General features: G+C 62.9%; 16 protein-coding genes and 2 pseudogenes. 16 read left to right on the top strand and 2 right to left on the bottom strand.

What is annotated here, in order from left to right; all coding sequences use genetic code 11:
- Window positions 1–41: 41 nt before the first annotated feature.
- Window positions 42–611 (bottom strand): hypothetical protein, encoded by a 570-nt coding sequence (locus tag RPMA_RS18205; RefSeq protein WP_211909100.1) that lies wholly within the window; start codon window positions 609–611, stop codon window positions 42–44.
- A 98-nt stretch (window positions 612–709) separates the two neighbouring features.
- Between RPMA_RS18205 and RPMA_RS18200 the strand changes: the two genes are divergently transcribed.
- The 3 genes from RPMA_RS18200 to RPMA_RS18190 all read left to right on the top strand — a co-directional run bounded on the left by RPMA_RS18200 (window position 710) and on the right by RPMA_RS18190 (window position 2,101).
- Window positions 710–889, top strand: coding sequence for a hypothetical protein (locus tag RPMA_RS18200; RefSeq protein ID WP_211909099.1), 180 nt, complete (start codon window positions 710–712; stop codon window positions 887–889).
- 498 nt (window positions 890–1,387) lie between these two features.
- Window positions 1,388–1,720, top strand: a complete 333-nt coding sequence (locus RPMA_RS18195) for a hypothetical protein (protein WP_211909098.1) — start codon at window positions 1,388–1,390, stop codon at window positions 1,718–1,720.
- 201 nt (window positions 1,721–1,921) lie between these two features.
- Window positions 1,922–2,101: a hypothetical protein gene (locus tag RPMA_RS18190; protein ID WP_211909097.1), complete on the top strand. Its 180-nt coding sequence runs from the start codon at window positions 1,922–1,924 to the stop codon at window positions 2,099–2,101.
- 167 nt (window positions 2,102–2,268) lie between these two features.
- Here the strand turns inward: RPMA_RS18190 and RPMA_RS18185 are convergent, their stop codons facing one another.
- Window positions 2,269–2,421 (bottom strand): hypothetical protein, encoded by a 153-nt coding sequence (locus tag RPMA_RS18185; protein WP_211909096.1) that lies wholly within the window; start codon window positions 2,419–2,421, stop codon window positions 2,269–2,271.
- A gap of 514 nt (window positions 2,422–2,935) precedes the next feature.
- Between RPMA_RS18185 and RPMA_RS18180 the strand changes: the two genes are divergently transcribed.
- The 13 genes and pseudogenes from RPMA_RS18180 (at window position 2,936) to RPMA_RS18125 (ending at window position 20,127) form a co-directional block, all read left to right on the top strand.
- Entirely contained in the window at window positions 2,936–4,225 is a 1,290-nt protein-coding gene (locus RPMA_RS18180; RefSeq protein ID WP_211909095.1) for an MFS transporter, read from the top strand.
- Window positions 4,218–5,107, top strand: a pseudogene (locus RPMA_RS18175) (amidohydrolase family protein). The gene RPMA_RS18180 and the pseudogene RPMA_RS18175 overlap by 8 nt, the downstream one beginning before the upstream one ends.
- 210 nt (window positions 5,108–5,317) lie before the next feature.
- Window positions 5,318–5,950 (top strand): biliverdin-producing heme oxygenase, encoded by a 633-nt coding sequence (locus tag RPMA_RS18170; RefSeq protein ID WP_211909094.1) that lies wholly within the window; start codon window positions 5,318–5,320, stop codon window positions 5,948–5,950.
- 10 nt (window positions 5,951–5,960) lie between these two features.
- Window positions 5,961–6,143, top strand: a complete 183-nt coding sequence (locus tag RPMA_RS18165; RefSeq protein ID WP_211909093.1) for a hypothetical protein — start codon at window positions 5,961–5,963, stop codon at window positions 6,141–6,143.
- Window positions 6,144–6,229: 86 nt separating this feature from the next.
- Window positions 6,230–7,147: a tonB-system energizer ExbB gene (gene exbB, locus RPMA_RS18160; protein ID WP_211913725.1), complete on the top strand. Its 918-nt coding sequence runs from the start codon at window positions 6,230–6,232 to the stop codon at window positions 7,145–7,147.
- Window positions 7,148–7,151: 4 nt separating this feature from the next.
- On the top strand, window positions 7,152–7,613 hold the full coding sequence (gene exbD / locus RPMA_RS18155) for a TonB system transport protein ExbD (protein WP_211909092.1): 462 nt from the start codon (window positions 7,152–7,154) through the stop codon (window positions 7,611–7,613).
- Between the two features lie 6 nt (window positions 7,614–7,619).
- On the top strand, window positions 7,620–8,459 hold the full coding sequence (locus RPMA_RS18150; protein ID WP_211909091.1) for an energy transducer TonB: 840 nt from the start codon (window positions 7,620–7,622) through the stop codon (window positions 8,457–8,459).
- 247 nt (window positions 8,460–8,706) lie between these two features.
- Complete coding sequence (locus RPMA_RS18145) at window positions 8,707–9,195, top strand: RNA polymerase sigma factor (RefSeq protein ID WP_249225275.1); 489 nt, start codon at window positions 8,707–8,709, stop codon at window positions 9,193–9,195.
- Between the two features lie 164 nt (window positions 9,196–9,359).
- Window positions 9,360–10,364 carry a FecR family protein gene (locus RPMA_RS18140; RefSeq protein ID WP_211909089.1) on the top strand — a complete coding sequence of 335 codons (1,005 nt, stop codon included), beginning with the start codon at window positions 9,360–9,362 and terminating at the stop codon, window positions 10,362–10,364.
- A 413-nt stretch (window positions 10,365–10,777) separates the two neighbouring features.
- A pseudogene (locus RPMA_RS28075) lies at window positions 10,778–11,224 on the top strand (TonB-dependent receptor plug domain-containing protein); the annotation flags it as partial.
- Between the two features lie 854 nt (window positions 11,225–12,078).
- On the top strand, window positions 12,079–14,076 hold the full coding sequence (locus RPMA_RS18135; protein WP_211909088.1) for a TonB-dependent receptor domain-containing protein: 1,998 nt from the start codon (window positions 12,079–12,081) through the stop codon (window positions 14,074–14,076).
- 82 nt (window positions 14,077–14,158) lie between these two features.
- On the top strand, window positions 14,159–19,549 hold the full coding sequence (locus RPMA_RS18130; protein ID WP_211909087.1) for an autotransporter domain-containing protein: 5,391 nt from the start codon (window positions 14,159–14,161) through the stop codon (window positions 19,547–19,549).
- The gene (locus RPMA_RS18125) at window positions 19,549–20,127 is read left to right on the top strand and encodes an invasion associated locus B family protein (RefSeq protein ID WP_211909086.1); all 579 of its coding nucleotides are present in this window, start codon (window positions 19,549–19,551) and stop codon (window positions 20,125–20,127) included. Before RPMA_RS18130 ends, RPMA_RS18125 begins: the two co-directional genes overlap by 1 nt.
- Window positions 20,128–20,140 lie beyond the last annotated feature (13 nt).

Below are 20,140 nucleotides of genomic sequence, written 5' to 3'. Positions count from 1 at the left end.
AAACCTGCTCCGCCGAAGCAATCTGATTTATTCGTGGCTGCTTAAAGCTGCGTTTGTGCCAAATTCAATAATTGCACGAACAAGTCTACCTGACGAATGTACTCCAAGGCTTCCTGAGTGGTCACCTGTTGGTCGCTAACAGAGTGCGCTGCGCTGTTACGTGCTCGCCTCAATGAGTCGAAGAGGCGGGACGCATCTCGCGAAATCAGATTCCGCTTCACCAACTCTTCCATTACAGAGCGTTGATTGGTGACCTTCGATCCCATTCCAAGCTTTATTGCTACGTCTCGCAACGTTTTTTCAAGTTCAATGTATGCCAGTACGATTGCTCCGTCTGGGGCTTCAATGGCCAGTCGGTGAAGTTTGTTATCTTCCTCTGGCGCAGGCGGGGCTAACTGCGGGGCAGGGGCAACGGGAATTTGTTCTACAATCTCGCGGCCGACCTGAAGCTCTTTTTCAAAAGTCGCTTTCATTCCTCCAGGAAGGGATAATTCCTTTAGACGCTCTGCGAGACCTGTGATTTGTTTTCGGAGAAGGTAGAGCAAAACGACCACAACTGCCGGCCATGCAAGGCTCCCGACAAGTGCCGCTGTGAACTGATAGCCGTCCATGAGTTGCTCCCCAATCACTGTCTACGATCGGTTGATTCCCGCGGTGGTGCAACTCAAATGTGCGCGGATCGGCAGCGTCGTGATGCCAAACTGGCAGCATGAAAATCCTATTCGTCAAACCCGTCCGGGCCGCCGAGGAAGAGGCCCGGAAAATCCCTCTGCCACAGAAGCTGCTGATGATCTTCCGGGCGCGGGTGAAGGACGCCGAGACCGAGGATTTGAGGGAAGAGGCGGTGCGGGATTTGGCGAAGCTGGAGGCCAAGCTCGGTCTGAAGTGAAGCTGGCAGAGTTCGAATATTAAGCGGCGTGTGGAGCAATCCATGCGCCGCTTTTCTTTTGCCTGCTCGCTCGACGATCGCTTGACTTCGCTGTCGGAAAATGGACGCCGTTTCGGAAATTTGACCGGATTTTCGGGCGCAGGTCGGGCGCAGAAGTCCGTGTAGTTGGGGGATTTGGCGGGATTTTCCGTGCGGAGGATAAGGCCGATAACGTGTTGTAATCGTGATGTTTAGTGCGCTATCATGCCTTATCTGCGTTTATAGAGAACTTGGATCTAAGCGACTTCCAAGCTGAATACGAGGGTTCGATTCCCTCTACCCGCTCCAGCCCGCTCCTGAACACCATTGAGTAGATATTGCGGATGCTCCGCATGGATTCGCGCGCGATGAAAGCCGCGTTCTCAAGTGAAAAGGAAACAAGGCACCTGCCGCAACATGCCTCTGTAGTTGTTTGGGTAAATATTTCTCTTTTTGGGCGAAATTGGCTATGTCCGGTGCATGGCATACCAGATCGACATTGCAACCGATCATGATCCGCCTTTCACGGACAATCTCGGCGTGGAGATTGTGGAGTTCGCGCTGAGCTTCGATCTGGAAGCCGACACCGCTATCGTGATGTCGGTGATGCTGGTGCCCGTGGATGAACCGAAAGCTCACGACTTGAGATTTGGCATCAGGGAGCAGAGTTTGGTCAGCGATTGGAAAGTGACGGCGCCCGACTACTCGAAGGAGTCAGTCGATAAGTATTCCCAAAGGAATGGCGGGCCTTTGTTAGGATACAAATCAATCGCGCTATTGGCCGCCTCGTCGGGACTACTATGCCGGACTTGATCACGATGGAGACCTTTTACGCCGGTCTTGAACAAAGGCCCTCCAGAAATATGAATTTATAGGTAGAGCGGTCTGTGCATGCGGGTATCGGATAACTGACCAATTCCGAGATCCGGGCTCGGAGAAGGACTACTGGCTTTTTACGAAGCTGGTTTAATTTCTCCTGAAACATGCTATATTTAATCGGGATAGGAGTTGGTCATGACACGCGACCAGATCATGAAAGTCAGCAAGCAGGCGGCGCAACGGGTGGCGAAGCCGAAACTCGGCGTGCCCGCGAACCCAAAGCTCATCGCGCGTTTGGCTGAACTGAAGACTGAGCGTGACACCGCCGTAAATAGTTCTGCGCCCGTGCATCACGAGCAGCGCAAGCGCGCTTGAAATACGGGCTCACTCCTACGCATGAACAGGCCGCCGAAAGGCGGCTTTTATTTTGTCCAGAAGTGTAGCCCGATGAGCGTTTGCGATATGCGGGGCAGCACTTCGTCCAAGTCCCGGATGTCGCTGCGCTCATCCGGGCTGCGTCGGTATTGCAAACGCGCCGGCCATCACTTCATCCAGCGCACCACCACAATAACAACCGCAACCACCACCACCGTGAACACCAGCCATCGCAGCGATGGCCGTGGACCCCAGGCGGCGGCGGTGTCGTGCATGTTGGGGGTGGGTGGTGTCGGCGGGGTGATCGGTTCCTGATGCATGCGGGCTCCTGATGTTGCGATCAGTCGTCCGGGCAAACATGTCCGTTGTGCGGCGGCATCGGGTAGCCCAAACGAACGAAAGCCCCGTCGGGGAACGGGGCTTCCAGTCTGGGGATGTGGGCGCTTGGGGGACCACCCACATATTGTAGACGTTCCAGCCGGGGAAAAGTTCAGCCCGCGGCGCAAAAAAAAGTTTGCGTGCGGGATTTCCGCGACATCGGCGGACGATACCGGACCGGTGTGTGCGGCGCAGCAGGGCGTTCGCCTGGCGGGTAGGGCGCTGAACGGCCGCCACATTGAGCGCATTCTGCGCGGTCACGAACTTCACTTGACGCACGTGCTTCATGCGTCGCGATCACGCGAAATCATCATTGGTGCCAGTCGCAGAACTCGATTGCGCCATCGCGGCGAAATGGCGCACGATCCCGACCCAAACAACGCATCGCTGCGCAGCACCAAGCTCCGCAGACATGATCGGCATCGCGCCAAGCGAATGCTTTTGGGGGAGGGGACCATGTCGACCACACAGACGGCGTCTGCGCCGGAGACGGATGATACTTCGCTGACCGGCTTCTTCCGGGACATGAATCCGCGCGAGCGGCGGACCTTCTGGGCCTGCTTCCTCGGCTGGGCCCTCGATGCCATGGATTTCATGATCTATCCGCTGGTGATCGGCACGATCATCGCCATGTGGCAGGTGGAGCGCGGCACGGCCGGTCTCGCGGTCACCGTCACGCTGATCGTCTCGGCGCTCGGCGGCTGGCTGGCGGGCTATCTGTCGGACCGCATCGGCCGTGTGCGGACGCTGCAGATCACCATCCTTTGGTTCTCGTTCTTCACGCTGCTCTGTGCCTTCGCGCAGAATTTCGAACAGCTGATGGTGTTGCGCGCCTTTCTCGGTCTCGGCTTCGGCGGCGAATGGGCGGCCGGCGCGGTGCTGATCGGCGAGACCATCCGCGCCAAATATCGCGGCCGGGCGGTGGGCACGGTGCAGTCGGGCTGGGCCGTCGGCTGGGGCGCTGCGGTGCTGCTGCAGGCGATCTGCTATTCCTACATTCCGCCGGAACAGGCGTGGCGCTGGATGTTCGCGCTCGGGGCCTTGCCGGCGCTGCTGCTGTTCTTCCTGCGCCGCTATGTGGAGGAGCCGGAGATTTCCTCGGCCGTGCGCCGGGCGGATGCGAAGAAGCAGGATCGTCCGAGCATGTTCGAGATCTTCTCGCCGGACGTGCTGCGCATCACGCTGTTCACCTCGCTGCTCTGCACGGGCGCGCAGGGCGGCTACTATGCCATCACCACCTGGCTGCCGACCTTCCTGCGCACCGAGCGCGGGCTCACCGTGGTCGGCTCCACCGGCTATCTCGCGCTGCTCATCGTCGGCAGCTTCATCGGCTATGTCTGGGGCGCCTATCTCGCCGACCGCATCGGCCGCCGCAAGCTGTTCATGCTGTTCGCCGTGCTCGCCTCGCTGCTGGTGGTCGCCTATACGCAGCTGCCGATCTCGAACCAGTGGATGCTGTTCCTCGGCTTCCCGCTCGGCATCTGCGCTTCCGCCTATTTCTCCGGCATCGGCGCGTTCCTCACCGAACTGTTTCCGACACGGCTGCGTGGCTCCGGCCAGGGCTTTGCCTATAATTTCGGGCGCGGCATCGGTGCGCTGTTTCCAGCGCTGGTCGGCTATCTCTCATCCGCCATGCCACTGTCGAAAGCGATCGCGATCTTTGCGGTGATCGCCTATAGCCTGTTGCTGATCGGCGCGCTGCTGCTGCCGGAAACGCGCGGCAAGGAATTGCAAGCCAATGACTGACCATGTGACTGCAACGACGACTCCGCCGGACTGTCCGGGTCCGGCGGCAAATCCCCGTGGCCCCGCCGCGTTCAAGGTGCCGAAGGGCGCGGTGGACACGCATGCGCATGTGATCGGCGTGCCGCCGGATTTTCCGCTGGTGCCACAGCGCAGCTACACGGCGCCAGCGGCGCCGGCCGAAAAATATCTGGCGATGCTCGACGGCACCGGCATGACTTACGGCGTGCTGATCCAGGTCAGCGTGCATGGCACCGACAACCGGCTGATGCTGGAAACGCTGCGGGCGAACCCGACACGCCTGCGCGGCGTGGCGGTGGTCGATCTCGGCAAGAGCGACGGCTATTACGCGGAGTTGAAAGAGGCGGGGTCACCGGCCTTCGCATCAATGTGCTCTATGGTGGCGGCGTCAGCATCGATCTGCTGGAAAAATATGGCGACCTTTGCGCCGAGATGGGCTGGCACCTGCAGTTCCTGCTCGATGCGCGCAACCTTCCTGATTTGGCGCCGCGGATCAGGAAGTTGCGCGTGCCTGTGGTCGTCGATCACATGGGGCACTTTCCGGCTGCGGAGGGGGTCGCGTCGCCGGGCTTCCAGGAGCTGCTGCGGCTGGTGTCGGATGGCGCCTGGGTCAAGCTGTCCGGCGCCTATCGGCTGAGTGCGCCGCCTTATCGCGAGACGACGGCGCTGGCACAGGCCCTGGCTGCGGCGGGACGGGATCGTTGCCTGTGGGGCTCGGACTGGCCGCATGTGGCCAACTGGGATCACATGCCGAATGTGGGCGAACTGCTCGATTTGTTCGGCGAATGGATTCCCGATGCAGCGCTGCGCAATCGCATCCTCGCGGACAACGCGCAGCGGCTCTACGGCTTTCCGCCCGCCTGATTCAGATCAGCTTTCGAGCAAACGCCCGCATCTGTTTGCGCAGATGCGGGCGTTTTGCTGTGGCGCAAGGCATCAGCGGCACGAACGTAGAATCGTTCCAGACTGATTGGGAAATCGCGCTCCCTCGTTCGTCTTATCTTTAGAGACCAGCCCAGCGCGCCCGGTCGCGATGTGCGATCGCGGACGCGTCCAGCCAAGAAAGCATAGGATATGAGCACACCCGATCATTCTTCCGCTGCCGCGCCCGGCCGTGCCGGACAGTTGCGCGCCGCCACCCATGACGCCCATGAGGCGCTGGACGAGCGGATCATGGCGGGTGCGCCGTTTGCCGATCGCGAGCGCTATGGTGCGTTCCTGCAGGTGCAGTATCAATTCCATCGCGACATCGACGCGCTCTATGACAATCCCGCGCTGGATCGCTTGCTGCCCGATCTGCCGGGCCGCCGTCGCCTCGGCCTGGTCGCGCAGGATCTGGCCGATCTCGGCATCGCTATTCCAGCCGCAAGCGCTGCACCGGAATTCGATGCGAACGCGGACCTTCCGACGGCGCTCGGCTGGCTCTATGCCGCCGAGGGGTCCAATCTCGGCGCTGCGTTCCTGCTCAAGGATGCCGCCAAGCTCGGCTTCACCGAAACATGCGGCGCGCGTCATCTCGCGGCGGCGCCGGAGGGGCGGGGCAAGCAGTGGAAGACGTTTACGGCTGCACTGGACTCGTTGAGCCTCGATGCCGCCGAAGAGCAGAACGTCATTGCCGGCGGCCGCGCGGCCTTTATCCGCGTGCGCGAACTGGTCGAGGCACTGCTGCCGCGCACGGACGACAACGCGCCGATCCGCGCGGCATAAGGAGACTGCCATGACGCCGACGGCTCTCAGCTTTCTCGCGAATGCCGTCTTCTGCGTCGCGGCGATCTTCGGCTTCCTGATTTGCCTGCTGCCGACACCGGCCCGTTTCGACCGGTGTCGCGCACAGCGAAGCGTGAAGCCTGCGCATGGGTCATGGGCGATGCCGTCCGACCAGATCCAGGACCACTCCTAACAAGAAGAAGACTCATGATGTCGGTTGATCCGCCGGTGCAGACCGTTGGCCACAGGGCCCTGCGACGCTTTCTGGCGGTCGTGTTGATGTCGATGTTCTGCCTGTCCCCCGGACATGCGCAAACGCCTGCACCATCCGAGCAGCCCGCGCCGCCGGCCGTCGCGCCGGCGCCGGCCGCGAGCGAGACACCTGCTGTTGGCACTGCAGAGGCAGCACCCACTCCGGTGCAGACAACGCCTGCGCCGACGCCACCGATGCAGACAGCTCCCGCACCGGCAGCGCCTGCTGCCGCGAACAAGCTGCCGCACAATCTGTCGCCCTGGGGCATGTTCATGGCTGCCGACATCGTCGTGAAGGCGGTAATGGTCGGCCTTGCCGCGGCCTCGCTGGGGACCTGGATCATCTGGCTGGCGAAATCCGTCGAACTGACGCTGGCGCGTCGGCGGCTGCGGCGCGGCATCGCGGGCATCCTCGCGGCGGAGGACCTTGCCGATGCGGCGGCGACGGTCGGTGATGCGCGCGACACCGCGGCGGTCATGGTGCTGGAAGCCGCCGACGAGGTGCGGGTGTCGTCCGGCATCATCGCGCATACGGACGGCAATGGCGTGAACGAGCGCGTGACGTCGCGGCTGTCGCGGATCGAGGCGGCGGCGGGCCGGCGCATGACCATCGGCACCGGCATGCTCGCCACGGTCGGTGCAACCGCGCCTTTCGTCGGGCTGTTCGGCACCGTGTGGGGCATCATGAATGCCTTTATCGGCATCAGCGAGTCGCAGACCACCAATCTCGCCGTGGTCGCGCCCGGCATCGCCGAAGCGCTGCTGGCCACCGCGATCGGTCTCGTCGCCGCCATTCCCGCGGTCATCATCTACAACGTGTTCGCGCGCTCGATCGCCGGCTATCGGCAGCTGCTCGCCGATGCCTCCGCTGGCGTCGAGCGGCTGGTCAGCCGCGAACTCGACTTCCGGCGCGTTCCGGTCGCGCTGTCGCGCGCGGCGGAATAGCATCATGGCGGGAAGCCTGAAAGCGAGCACCGAGAGCGACGATCTCCCCGAGAACCACGAGATCAATGTCACGCCGTTCATCGACGTGATGCTGGTGCTGCTGATCATCTTCATGGTGGCGGCGCCGCTGTCGACGGTGGATGTCGCGGTGGATCTGCCGGCGTCGAATGCGCAGGTGCAGCCGCGCCCGAACGAGCCGGTGTTTCTCACGGTCAAAGGCGATCTGACGCTGGCGCTCGGCAACGATCCGGTGCCGCGCGACATGCTCAAATCCACGCTCGACGGCAAGACCGGGGGCAACACCGACGAGCGCATCTTCCTGCGCGCGGACAAGACGGTGGATTACGGCGACCTGATGGAGGTGATGAACCTGCTGCGCAACACCGGCTATCTGAAGATCGCGCTGGTCGGTCTCGAAGCGCCGGCGACGACCGGTGGCGCCATGCCGCTGCAGAACGCGCAGTAACGCATCATGAGCTCGACGCGTCCGGTTCATCACTCCGACAAGGAGGCCGTGCATCGCACGCTGCTGCGCTGGTCGCTGGCCGGGATCTGCGTCCTCACTCTGCAAGGCAGCGTCGTCTATGCGGCGCTGCACTGGCCGAGCCCGGCGGTGCCTCCTGCCGATCTGCCGGCGGCGATCATGATCGAACTCGCGCCGGTGCCTGCGGCACCTGATGTGCCGCAGGAAAATGTGGCGGTGGGTCCGCAGATGGTGATGTCGCAGGCCTCGACGCCATCGGAGCAGGAAAAGCCGCTGGACCCCGCGGAAGCGGAGGCCGAGCAGGAGGTGAAGAACGACGTCGCGCCATTGCCGGACAACGCGCAGGCGACGGCCGTGCTCGAACAGGCGAGGCCGACGGAAGCGAAAAAGCCGAAGTACGAGAAGCGCAAGCCCGAGAAGCCGAAGAAGCCAAGCAAGCCGCCGCAGAAACGCAGCACGCAGAACGCGCCGAACACATCGGCGCCGCAGGCCGCGGATGTTCAGCGCGCCGCGATCAATGCGGCGGCGATGGCGGGGACCTCGTCGTCGGTGTCGCCGTCAACCTGGCGCAGCATGATCATGGCGCATCTCAATCGCCACAAGCGCGCGACGAATGGCGGTGCGCGCGGGACGGCGGTGGTGGCGTTCACGATCGATCGCAGCGGCCGCGTGCTGTCGGCGCGGCTCGCGGGATCGTCGGGCGATGCGGGCCTCGACCAGGAGGCCGTCGCCATCGCGCGGCGTGCGAGCCCGGTGCCGGCACCACCCGCGAATGTCGGCAGCGGTGGCAGTATCCTGCTGTCCGTGCCAGTCAGGTTCGGCAGCTGATCGCGACGATCAGGCGATGCCCTAGTCTTCATGCATCGCGATCATGTTGCGCGCAATTGCGATTCATCTCCCGCATTTTGATGTTCGGCGCGTTGCTTCATCTGGAGCATATCTAATTGTGTGCTTTTTTGGGTGAATTAAGACTTCACTACGTTCGTGCCCGTATTGTCGCGAGTGCTTGTTAGCGTTCGCGTTGAGTTAGTTGCGTAGTGTCATGTCGATGTCCGTGTTGTTGAACGATGTGTTCATGTCGCGCCGTCAGTCGCTGATGGGAATTGCCTTTCGCATCGTCCGCGACCGCCAGATCGCGGAAGATGTCGCGCAGGAGACCTATCTGCGAACGCGCAAGGCGATCGAAGTCGGGCCGATCGAGCATATCGAAGCCTTCCTGCACCAGACCGCGCGCAATCTCGCGCTGGACTATCAGCGCCGCCGCAAGATGCGGGCGCGCTACGAAGACTTCGATGCCGATGACGGGGACATGGCGAAGGTCGCCGCCGATGTTCCGACCACGGAAGCGGTGATCATTGAGCGTGAGTCGATCCGATGCTTCCAGCAGGCGCTTGAGCAGCTTCCCGAACGGGCACGAAAGGCCTGGGCCTTGTCGCAGCTCGAAGGCTGGTCCTATGCGCAGATCGCCGATCATCTGGGCGTCTCGCGGAATACGATCTTCAACGATGTGAAGCTCGTCATGGGCCATTGCCATGACGTGCTGAGGCGCCTCGAGCAAAAATAGGCGCCTCTTGCGGCCCGTGACCGCGTGTGTGACTTTCCGAATCGTTCTAAATGCCTGCGATCAGCGAATCGCCATTGGCGCTGCGTTTTTTGCTGTGACGTCCGGGCTTTTGAAACGTCTCTATTCATATGAGCATCCTTCACCTGCAATCCATGATGGCGTGAGTGGCAAAGGACGATAACAGAGGGCTGACGCCGGACGGTGGCTACCACCATCCGGATCCGGCGACGGATGAGGCGCTCGACTGGTTTCTGCGTCTGCAGGAGGAGGGCGACGACCCGGCTCTGCAGGCAGACTTCCAGCGATGGCTAGCCGGCGATCCCGCCCGTCAGGCTGCGTTCTCCCGCCTGCAGCGCGTTCAGGCCGCGCCCGCTTTGCGATCGGCGACGGTGCAGGATCGCCAGAGCCTCGATCGCCGCACGTCGGTGGTGCGCCTGCGTCGAAAGCCGACAGCTCGGCGGTGGATGATCGGCGTCGCCGCTGTGGCCGCCTTGCTGGCGGTTGCGCTCTTGCCTGAGCCGTCACTGCTGCTGCGCCTGCAATCGGACCATCTCACGCTGGCCGGCGAATTGCGTCGCGTCCAGTTGCCTGACGGCTCCGACATGGTGCTCAACACGTCGTCGGCCGTCGCGCTCGATTTCAGCGACGGCAAGCGGATCGTCAGGTTGCTCGCCGGCGAAGCTTATTTCGACGTGCGCAAGATGGCGGGACAGCCCTTCATCGTGGCGGGACCTGTCAGCGAGGTCGAGGTGAAGGGCACGGCGTTCGATGTCCAGATCGGCGACAGGCAGGATACCGTGATGCTGGAGCGCGGCGTCGTCGATGTTCGCCGACAGGCGGATCGTGGCGATCGCGTCGTGCTCAAGCCGGGCGAGATGGTCACCGCCAGCGACAGCCGGATCTCGGCGATCTCGGCCGTCGATACCAGCGTGTCCTTCGCCTGGCTGGACGGCCGCATCATTTTTCGCGAGCAGCCCTTCGGCAAGGCGCTGAACGAACTGCGCCGCTACTATGGCGGCAGGGTCATCCTTGCCACGGATCGTTTTACGAATAATGCGGTGAGCGGCAATTATCGTGTCGGCAATGCCGAAGATGCGATCCGCACGCTCGCAGAGACCGTCGGCGCGACGGTGACAAGCCTTCCCGGCGGCTTCATCATCCTTCGCTGACGCGCGCATCGTCAGTTTTTTCATCGCATCACAATCATCCAGTTTGGAATCTGTCTGATCTCCGTCAATTTTTTTGTGACGGCGAGATGAGCTCCGCGTCTCCCCTTTGAAGGCCCGTGTGCTGCGCAGTGCGGTTCGCAGGTCTTCTCTCTGTTGCTTTGGGGGAATTGCTGGTGCGGGCGAAGACGGGCGTAACCGTGAGAGTGTTGTTGGCTGTCGCGGCCGCAACAAGTGTGATCCAGTCGGCTCCGCCCGCGTTTGCGCAAGCGCAGGACGATCGCAAGGTCAACTTCTTCATTCCAGCGCAGCCGCTGGCGCCGGCGATCGATGCATTCAGCCGCGCCTCCGGATGGCAGGTCGGTTACTCCTCGCAGATCGGCCGCGCGACCACGACACGTGCCGTATCCGGTGTGATGGAGCCGCGCCAGGCGCTGATGTCCATGCTCGCAGGGGCCGGCATCGATGTGCGCATCACCGGGCCGTCCAGCGCGGCGCTGGTCGATCCGATGGCGACGAGCTTCAATCAGGCGCCGGTGGATGGCTCCATCGTGCTCGATACGATCGAAGTCTCGGGCAAGCGCAGCGAGACATCGGCCAGCACGCCCTATGAGACGCCGGCCGCAACGAGCCACATCACCGGCACCGATATCGAGCGCTACAGGGGATCGAGTCCGTCGGATATTTTTCGCGGCACGCCCGGCGTGATGTCGGGAGACTCGCGCAACAGCGCGGGCGGCATCGACGTGAATATTCGCGGCCTGCAGGGGCAGGGGCGCGTGAAGGTGTCGGTGGATGACGCGGAGAACGCCGTCACCGTCTATCACGGCTATCAGGGCCAATCGAACCGCACCTATATCGATCCGGATTTCATTGCCGGGATCGACATCAACAAGGGCCTCGATGTTGCGTCGCGCGGTGCGGCGGGCTCGGTCAACATGCGCACCATCGGTGCTAATGACATCGTCAAACCCGGCGACAGCTGGGGCATTCAGGTCAAGGGCGGCTTCGGCACCAACACCGCGACGCCGACTCCCGAAGCGAAGGGCGGCTACGACTGGCCGAACACCGCCAGCGCGTCGTTTCCTGCCGTGTCGTCGACGGGGCTGGACCGTCCCGGTTTTCTGTCGCCGACGAGTGGCTCGGGTAGCTTCGCCGGCGCGGTGAAGCAGGACAATTGGGATTTCCTGGTCGGCTACGCCTATCGCAATCAGGGCAACTATTTCGCCGGCAAGAATGGCGGCGAGGGCGTGGTCGCCGATCCCGTGCTGAATGCCCAGGGCGTCTACGTCAATAACGGTTTCACCAACTACCGGCCCGGCGAGGAGGTGCTGAACACCCAGCTGCGCACCGAAACGATCCTGGCCAAAGCGAGCGTGCGCTCCGACGACGGCCAGAGCCTCAACATCACCTACAACAATTACCGCGGCGAGGGCGGCTACTGGCTGCCCGTGTTCGGCGCCATGGCCAACATGTCGCAAACCAAATATGGCGCGACCACCGGCACCAAGATCGACAGCACCAGCCTGCGCTATCGCTGGAATCCGGACGACAATGATCTCGTCGATCTCAAGGCCACGGCCTGGATGACCTATTTCCAGCTGTTCAATGACGGCCGGCTGGTCTCGACGCCGAACTCGCAGAATATCGCCTTGCAACCATGGCCGTCGGAAATCGGCCTGGCGGAGAATTACCGCACCGGCACCAAGACATTCATGTGGGGACGGATCTCGCCAATACATCGAAATTCTCGCTCGATCGCTATGGCAGCCTCGATCTCACTTACGGCGTGTCCTATCTCGGCCAGCAGGTCGGTCTCGGGCGCTATGCCGAATACTACAACATCGTCATGCCGTCGGCCGGCACGCGCGACGAGTGGGGGGCCTTCACCAAGGCGTCCTACAAGCCGGTGCAATGGCTGACGCTCAATGGCGGCTTGCGTTATGCGAGCTTTTCGGCGGACGGCGCCACGCAGCGGATCTATGGCAACGACTCCACGGCGACGCCGATCGAAAGCGGCCCGCCGCGCGGCGCAGGCGGCTATAGCCCATCGGCCGGCATCGTGATCGAGCCTGTCAAGAACCTTCAGTTCTACACCAACTATTCCAGCGCGCTGCGCCTGCCGAGCCTGATGGAAACCATCGGCACCTTCACCATTGTCGAGAAGGGCCTGAAGCCAGAGCGCCTCAATAGCTGGGATGCCGGCATCAACATCAATCGTGAGGGCCTTCTGGCGCAGACCGACATCGCGCGGCTGAAGTTCGGCTGGTTCGACTGGCAGGTGAAGGATTACATCTCGCGCGCCACCCAGGAGGTGAAGCAGGGCACAGCGCTGCGCATCCACAACATCTTCGGCGCGCGTTTCAACGGCTATGAACTGTCCGCTCGCTACGAAAACAACGGTTTCACCGCCGATCTCGGCGCCAATTACTACACGCGGGTGGAGTATTGCGTCACCGAAGAGACCTGCGGGAACATGTCGCTCTATGGCGACTACGCCACCAACCATGTGCCGCCGAAATACACGGTCGATCTCAAATTGTCGCAGAAGCTGTTCGACGACCGGCTGACGCTCGGCGGCCGCGCCTATTACGTCGGCCCGCGTTCGGCCGCGCATGGCGACATCACCTCGCAGGGCTATTCGGCGTTCATCTCGCAGATCCGCTGGAATCCCTACACGCTGGTGGATGTGTTCGCCGAATACAAGATCGACGACAACTACACCGCGGCGCTGCGTGTCGAGAATCTCACCGATCAGTTCTATGTCGATCCGCTGGGCCTGCTGCCGCAGCCAGGGCCGGGCCGCACTTTCTATGCCAGCCTGACCGGAAAATTCGGTGGCAACCAGCCGATCCCGCGCTGGTCGCCGACGCTGCGCACCGCCACGAATGCCGCAAGGTCTCCGACGGACTGGAGCGGCCCCTATGCGGGCGCCTATCTCGGTTTCGGCAAGGCGCATACCGAAGGCGCCACCAGCGTTCTCGATCCGCGCGGCGAAACCTCGGCCAGCCACGTCGCGATCAACGAAGCGAATGCCGCGGCGGAATCCGCCAATCTCGGTTTCTCCGGCGGACAGGCCGGCGTGCAGGCCGGTTACAACTGGCAGTTCGAGAACCGTTTCGTGCTCGGCGTCGAAGCGGATGTCGGCAAGTCCTGGGCTGAAGGGCGTCAGGATCACATGATCCCCGATATCAATCAGACGTTCCAGGCCAATGGCGTGGTGCAGTCGCGCACCTATCACAAGATCGACTGGACGGCATCCGTGCGCGGTCGGCTTGGATATGCCTTCACCAACGGGCTGATGCTGTATGGCACAGCGGGTGCCGCGATCATGCGCGAGATGGTGTCGCGCGATCAGGATAGTTTCCTGCGCTTCGCGGATCTCGATTACCGCGTGGGTTGGGTCGATTACTCCGCGGCAACGCGTATCGGTGCCACCTTCGGCGGCGGCGGTGAATACGCCATCAACGACCATTGGTCGCTGAAGTCCGAATACACCTATAGCCGCTTCGGCAACACGGATTACGACTTCGACAGTGCCCCCACGAACCGCGTCGCGCCGTATCAAACGCGCGAGGTCATCGGCGTCAATCCGCAAGGCGGCCCGATCTACAGATACACAAACCATCCCGGCTACAGCGTCGCTAACGGGCGCCGCGCATCGAGCTCGCTCGACCTGCATTCGGTGAAGGTCGGCCTCAACTACAGATTCTGACCGCAACAATCACAGACCCGTTTCGCGAACAGCTCAACGTCGGGATCGCTCCCGCCAGATTTAATGACCAGGGGAATACATCATGCAGCACTTTGATCGTGCGACCTCGTATACGCCGTCGGCGACGACATTTTGCGGACCGCTTGTTCGCGAGTCCCGTCTCGCGCATCTGCGCCATGTGCTGATGGCCGGCGCAGCCGTCACGATCTGCGGGATGAGCCAGGCCCACGCGCAGGCGCCGTCCTATGTCTGGAACAACACGGCAGGAGATGGTTCGCTCTTCAATGCGCAGAACTGGGCGCCGGGTGCGCCACCGACCGGTTTCAGCTATAACGGCGCGCTGATTTCCAGCGGGAATGCCGTCGTCGGAAGTGCAGGCGGCACGATCGGATCGGGCCTCAGCGTGGGCAATACGACGAACACCGCGACGCTGACCGTCAACAATGGCGGCACGTTGAACCTGCTGGCTAGCTTGTCCGTCGGTGCGACCAGCGCCGTCACCGTGTCGGGTGCCAATTCCAAAATCGTACTCGGTGAACCCGATTCACACTACGGCAGGATCAATATCAATGGTGGTCTGACGATCGAAAACGGGGGCACGCTGACCGCACAGACGATCAGCACCAACGCTCATGCGATCAACCTCGGCAGCAGCCTCGTGACCGGAAGCGGCTCGTTGCTGGCCTTGACGGGACGATTTGGGCTCAGGGGCGACGATTCAAACATCGCCACCCTGACGCTATCAAACGGCGGTGCCCTCAGCGTCAGTGGCGAGTTCGGTCTCGGGTTCATGCCAGGCTCCGGCGACGGCAGTGGCACGCTGAACATCGGTGCAGCGGCGGGGCAAGCTGCAGCGGGGGCGGGTATTCTGTCCGCCGCGAGCGGGATCACGTTCGGCACCGCCTATGACAGCAAGCTGGTGCTCAACCACACCGCGACCGAAGCCTCGCCATTCGTGCTGTCGCCGGTGCTGACAGGGGGCGGCTTCTATCAGATCACGTCGTCTTCGGGGAACGACTATTACACGGCGCTCAAAGGGAACGGTGAGATCAATCAGATGGCCGGTGTGACGCATGTCACTGGCACCAGCCTCGGCTTCAGCGGCACGACCAACGTCACCGGTGGAAAGTTGCTGCTTGCGACAAGCGGATCTGCGCTCGGCGGCAACTTCAATGTCTCCGGATCAGGCGTTCTGGGTGGTATCGGCACCATCGGTACACCGGCCTGGGAGGAGACGATCGATGTCTCTACCCGTCATAACGCAGCGACGCAGACGATCATCGGCGCCGGCGGCACGCTGGCGCCGGGTCTGACCGGCACGACGGGAACGCTCACCGTCCGCGGCGATCTCGCATTCGACGCCAATTCGATCTACGCAGTGAAGATTGATGGCAACAAGAACCATGATGCCACGAACGTTAGTGGCAATGTGACCATCGCGTCCGGCGCGAAGCTCGAGGTGACGGCGCTTGGCGGTCAGGGCGACTACAGCGTCAACTATGCCACGCCGCAGCAGTTCTCGATCATCACGTCCACCGGCACCCTGAGCGGCACGTTCACGGTGCAGAACTCGGCGTTCCTGACCTACACCTCGACTTCTGACGCGAACCACGCCTATCTCACCGTGGCGCTGCGCGGCACGCCGGCGCCGGATCGCCAGTGGACCGGTACGACCGGTACATGGGACACGGCAGCAAACTGGGATCAGGGCAGCGCTCCCGTCACCACTGGTGCCGGCGAGGCCGTCAATGTCGCTATCGCCAGCGGTGAGGCGACTCACAACGGCGCGCTTCGTCTCGGCGTCGATGCGGGAGACCATACGACGCTCACCATATCCGGAACCGGCAAACTGGCGGTGAAGAGCGTGACAACACCGGTGACGTCGGCCGGCTTGGTCACCATCGGCGGCACGGGGACGGCTGCCGTCAAGGTGAGTGGCAGCGCCGCATCGCTGTCGGCCGATTCCAACCTCATCGTGGCCAACGGCACGCTGACCGTCGAGAACGGCGCGCAGGCCGATGGACAGCTGATATCGGTCAGCGCCGCCCCCGGCGCGCAGGCGAATGCCTTGGTGACCGGCAGCGGTTCGTCGCTGACGGCGCGAAACGCAGTCCGCATCGGGTCCAGCACCGGCACCGGTACATTGACCCTTACCGATGGCGGCACGCTGACTGCGACCACATCAGGTCAGAACGGCGTTGTCGTCGCATCGAGCACGACCGCTACCGGTACACTCAATATCGGTGCGGCCGAGGGGCAGTCGGCTGCGGGCGCGGGCATCCTGAATGCGCCGACCTTCTTCTTCGGCTCTGGCAACGGCACCCTGGTCTTCAACCACACCGGTACCGATTACGCGTTCGCTCCGCAGATTCAGGTGCAGCCGACCATGGAGGGCGACCGCACCATCAAGCAGATCGCCGGCGTGACGCGGATCACCGCCGACGGCTCCGCGTTTAACGGCAATGTCGATGTCAGTGGCGGATCGCTGTTGGTAGACACCAATGGCAAGCTTGGCGGCGCCTTCAATGTCACCGGCGGGGTTCTCGGTGGTATCGGTGCGCTCGGTACGGCCGGCACCAGCATCAACCTGACCGCGGGCACGCTGTCGCCCGGTCTCGGCAATACGATCGGCACGCTGAATGTGGCAGGCGATCTCGCCTTCGGCGCCAACTCGATCTATGCGGTCAAGTTCGCCGGCAACGAGACCTCCGATCTGACGCTGGTCGGCGGTTCGGTGACGATCGCGGATGGCGCGCGCGTGCGGGCGACTGCATTGGGTGGCCAGGGCGACTATGGTGTCAACTATGCGGGAGCGGGCTATCGCTACACCATCCTGACCGCGCTTGGCGCGGTGACCGGCCAGTTCAGCGCCGTGCAGAACTCCGCATTCCTCAACTACACAACATCGTCGGATGCCAACAATGTCTATTTGACGGTGGCGCTCAAAGGCGATCCGGCGCCGACCCCCACGAAGTATGAATGGGCGGGCGGCACGAACGACAATGACTGGTCGGAATCCGCGAATTGGACACCTTACTCGCCTCCGCCCACCTATGTCGCGCCGATCAACGGCACGGCCGTCACGGTCGCGATCAACAGCGGCAATGCGGTCATCCGCGAGGCCGGCACGACGCTCGGCAATAACCTGTATCTCGCGGAGAATGCCGGCGATCAGGCCAATCTCGCCATCACCGGCAACGGCACGCTGCAGTCGAGCACTGTCGTGGTGGGCGGCGCGGGCACAGCCGGCCTCACGGTGAGCGGCGCGACCGCAGCACTGAACGCCACCGGCAACATCCTCGCCGGCAACGGCGCGGGCAGCAACGGCACGGTGACCATTCAGAATGGCGCGACCGCTACGACAACGCAGATCGTTGGCGCGGGCTATTCCAGTGGCGCGACGGGCAATATCGTGGTGACCGGCCAGAACTCGTCACTGACAGGCCGTTTCCTGCGCCTCGGTTACTACGGCGGCACAGGTACGCTCACCATCGCGAATGGTGCGACGGTGACGACGACTGCGATCGAGAACGGGACTGCCATCGCGGCTCAGCAGGGTGGCACCGGCACCTTGAATATCGGCGCGGCCGCAGGCGAGGCTGCTGTTGCTGCCGGTACGCTGAACAGCGACAAGGTGAATTTCGGCAGCGGCACCGGCACGCTGGTGTTCAATCACACCGACACGAATTATGCTTTCGCGCCGGTTCTCACCAGCAGCGACGGCAGCGCCACCATTCGTCATCTCGCTGGAACCACGCGCCTGACGGCGGATAGCTCCGCCTTCGATGGCACCACCAATGTCAGCGGCGGCACGCTGCTGGTCGATACCGCCGGCAAGCTCGGCGGCGTCTTCGATGTGTCCGGCACCGGCATCCTTGGTGGCATCGGCACCATCGGCACGGCCGGGAAGGCCACCACCATCTCGTCGGGCACTCTGGCGCCGGGCCTGGTCGGTGCGATCGGAACGCTCAATGTCGCCGGTGATCTGGTCTTCGGTGCAAACTCCACCTATGCGGTGAATATCGCCGGCAACAAGACCTCGGACCTGACGCTTGTCGGCGGCACCACTACGATTGCCGATGGTGCCAAAGTGCTTGTGTCGGCACTTGGTGGGCAGGGCGACTACGGGACGGACTATTCCGGCTCGGGTCATCGCTACACGATCCTTACCTCGACGGGCGCGTTGACCGGAAAGTTCACCGATGTGCAGGACTCCGCGTTCCTGAACTACACATCGACGTCTGATGCGAACAATGCGTATCTCACCGCTGCGCTGAAGGCGAACCCGACCAACCCGACCAATCCGAGCGTGTTCACGCCGGTGGCCAATACGGGCAACCAGATCGCCACCGCACGCGCACTGGACTCGCTGTCGCAGGGCAGTGCGTTGTGGTGGGCCGTGGCCAATGTGCCGACCTATGAGGCGGCGCGTGAAGCCTATAACCAGCTGTCGGGTGCTCCGATCGCATCGAGTCAGGCTGCGATGGTCAATGACAGCCAGGCGGTCCGTAGCGCGGTCAACGATCGTATCCGCGGCGCCTTCGACAGTGTTGCGGCACCGAACATGGCGGTGATGTCCTACGCTCCCGAGCGTGACGCCTATGCCTATGCCGGTCAGTTCAACAAGATCGCGCCGCAGCCTGCGCAGCGCGAGCGAGAGAGCTTCGCCGTGTGGGGCAGCGCATTCGGATCGTGGGGCAAGGTGAATTCGGACGGCAATGCCGCCCGCGTGGACACCGAGACCGGCGGCCTTCTGGCAGGTGTCGATACCCTGGTGCTGAACAACTGGCGGCTCGGCCTGTTCGGCGGCTACAGCCACTCGAAGTTCAACACCAGCAATTCGCGCGGAACGAGCGACAGCTACCATGTCGGTGGTTATGCAGGCACGTCGATCGGTTCGCTGGCCCTGCGGTCGGGCATGTCCTACACGTGGTATGACAACCGCAGCCAGCGCAGCATCACGTTCCTCGGCCAGCGTGCCGATGGACACTACAAGGCCGGCTCGTTCCAGGCCTTCGGCGAACTCGGTTACAGGATCGACGTGTCGTCCGCGATTGCGCTCGAGCCCTATGTCAATGCCTCGCATGTCCGCCTGAACACCGATGCGTTCCAGGAAACCGGCAGCATCGCGGCACTGACCGTGCAGGAACAGAACGCCAGCACCACCTACACCACGCTGGGTTCGCGCGCCTCGACGATGTTTGAACTCGCAGGTTTCCAGACCACGGCGCGTGGTGGAATCGGCTGGCGACATGCCTTCGGTGACATCGTTCCGGTGTCCACGGTGGCCTTCGCGAACAGCAGCTCCTTCACGGTGTCGGGCTTGCCGATCGACCAGAACGTGGCCGTCATCGAAGCCGGCCTGGATTTCCGCATGCTTCCGTCCGGCACGCTGGGCATTTCCTATAACGGCCAGTATGGCGCGCGCGGCAGCGAGAATGGCGTCAATGCACGCCTGAGGGTACAGTTCTGATGACGAAGCATATGATCACGGCGGCCGCAGTCGCGGCCGCGATCCTCGCGGCGCCGGCCATGGCTGGCGCCCAGTCAAGCGACGCGACGAAAGCAATGGCACTTCCCGGCGGCTCGTCGTCGCTGCAGGAGACGTTCGAAGGCTGGACGCTGCAATGCGCGGCAACGGAAGCTGGGCGCGCCTGCAACGTGCAGCAGCAGCAGCGTCACCGCGAGAGCAAGCAGCTCGTGCTCGCCGTCGAACTGGCTACGGGTGCGAATGGTGCGGTGAGCGGTGCATTCGTGCTGCCATTCGGGCTGCGGCTCGCCAGCGGAGCGGTGCTGCAGATCGACGACCTGCCGGTGTCGCAGCCAATCGCGTTCTCGACCTGCCTGCCTGTGGGATGTGTGGTTCCGCTCACCTTCGACAAGGCCGCCATCACTCGCCTGCGGAGTGCGAAGGCGCTGAAGGTGACGGCGGCGGCAAATGAAGACGGCAAGGCCGTTCCGTTCGCGGTCTCGCTCAACGGATTGCCAGCGGCGCTCGATCGGCTCGCGGCACTCTCCCAGCCCGCCGCGAAGGACGGGCGGAAGCAATGATCCGTCGTATCTG

Origin of the sequence: Tardiphaga alba, assembly GCF_018279705.1 — a bacterium.
Lineage (GTDB): Bacteria > Pseudomonadota > Alphaproteobacteria > Rhizobiales > Xanthobacteraceae > Tardiphaga > Tardiphaga alba.
The sequence above is the reverse complement of the archived record's forward strand: the minus strand, read 5'-3'. Positions and strand labels throughout refer to the sequence as shown.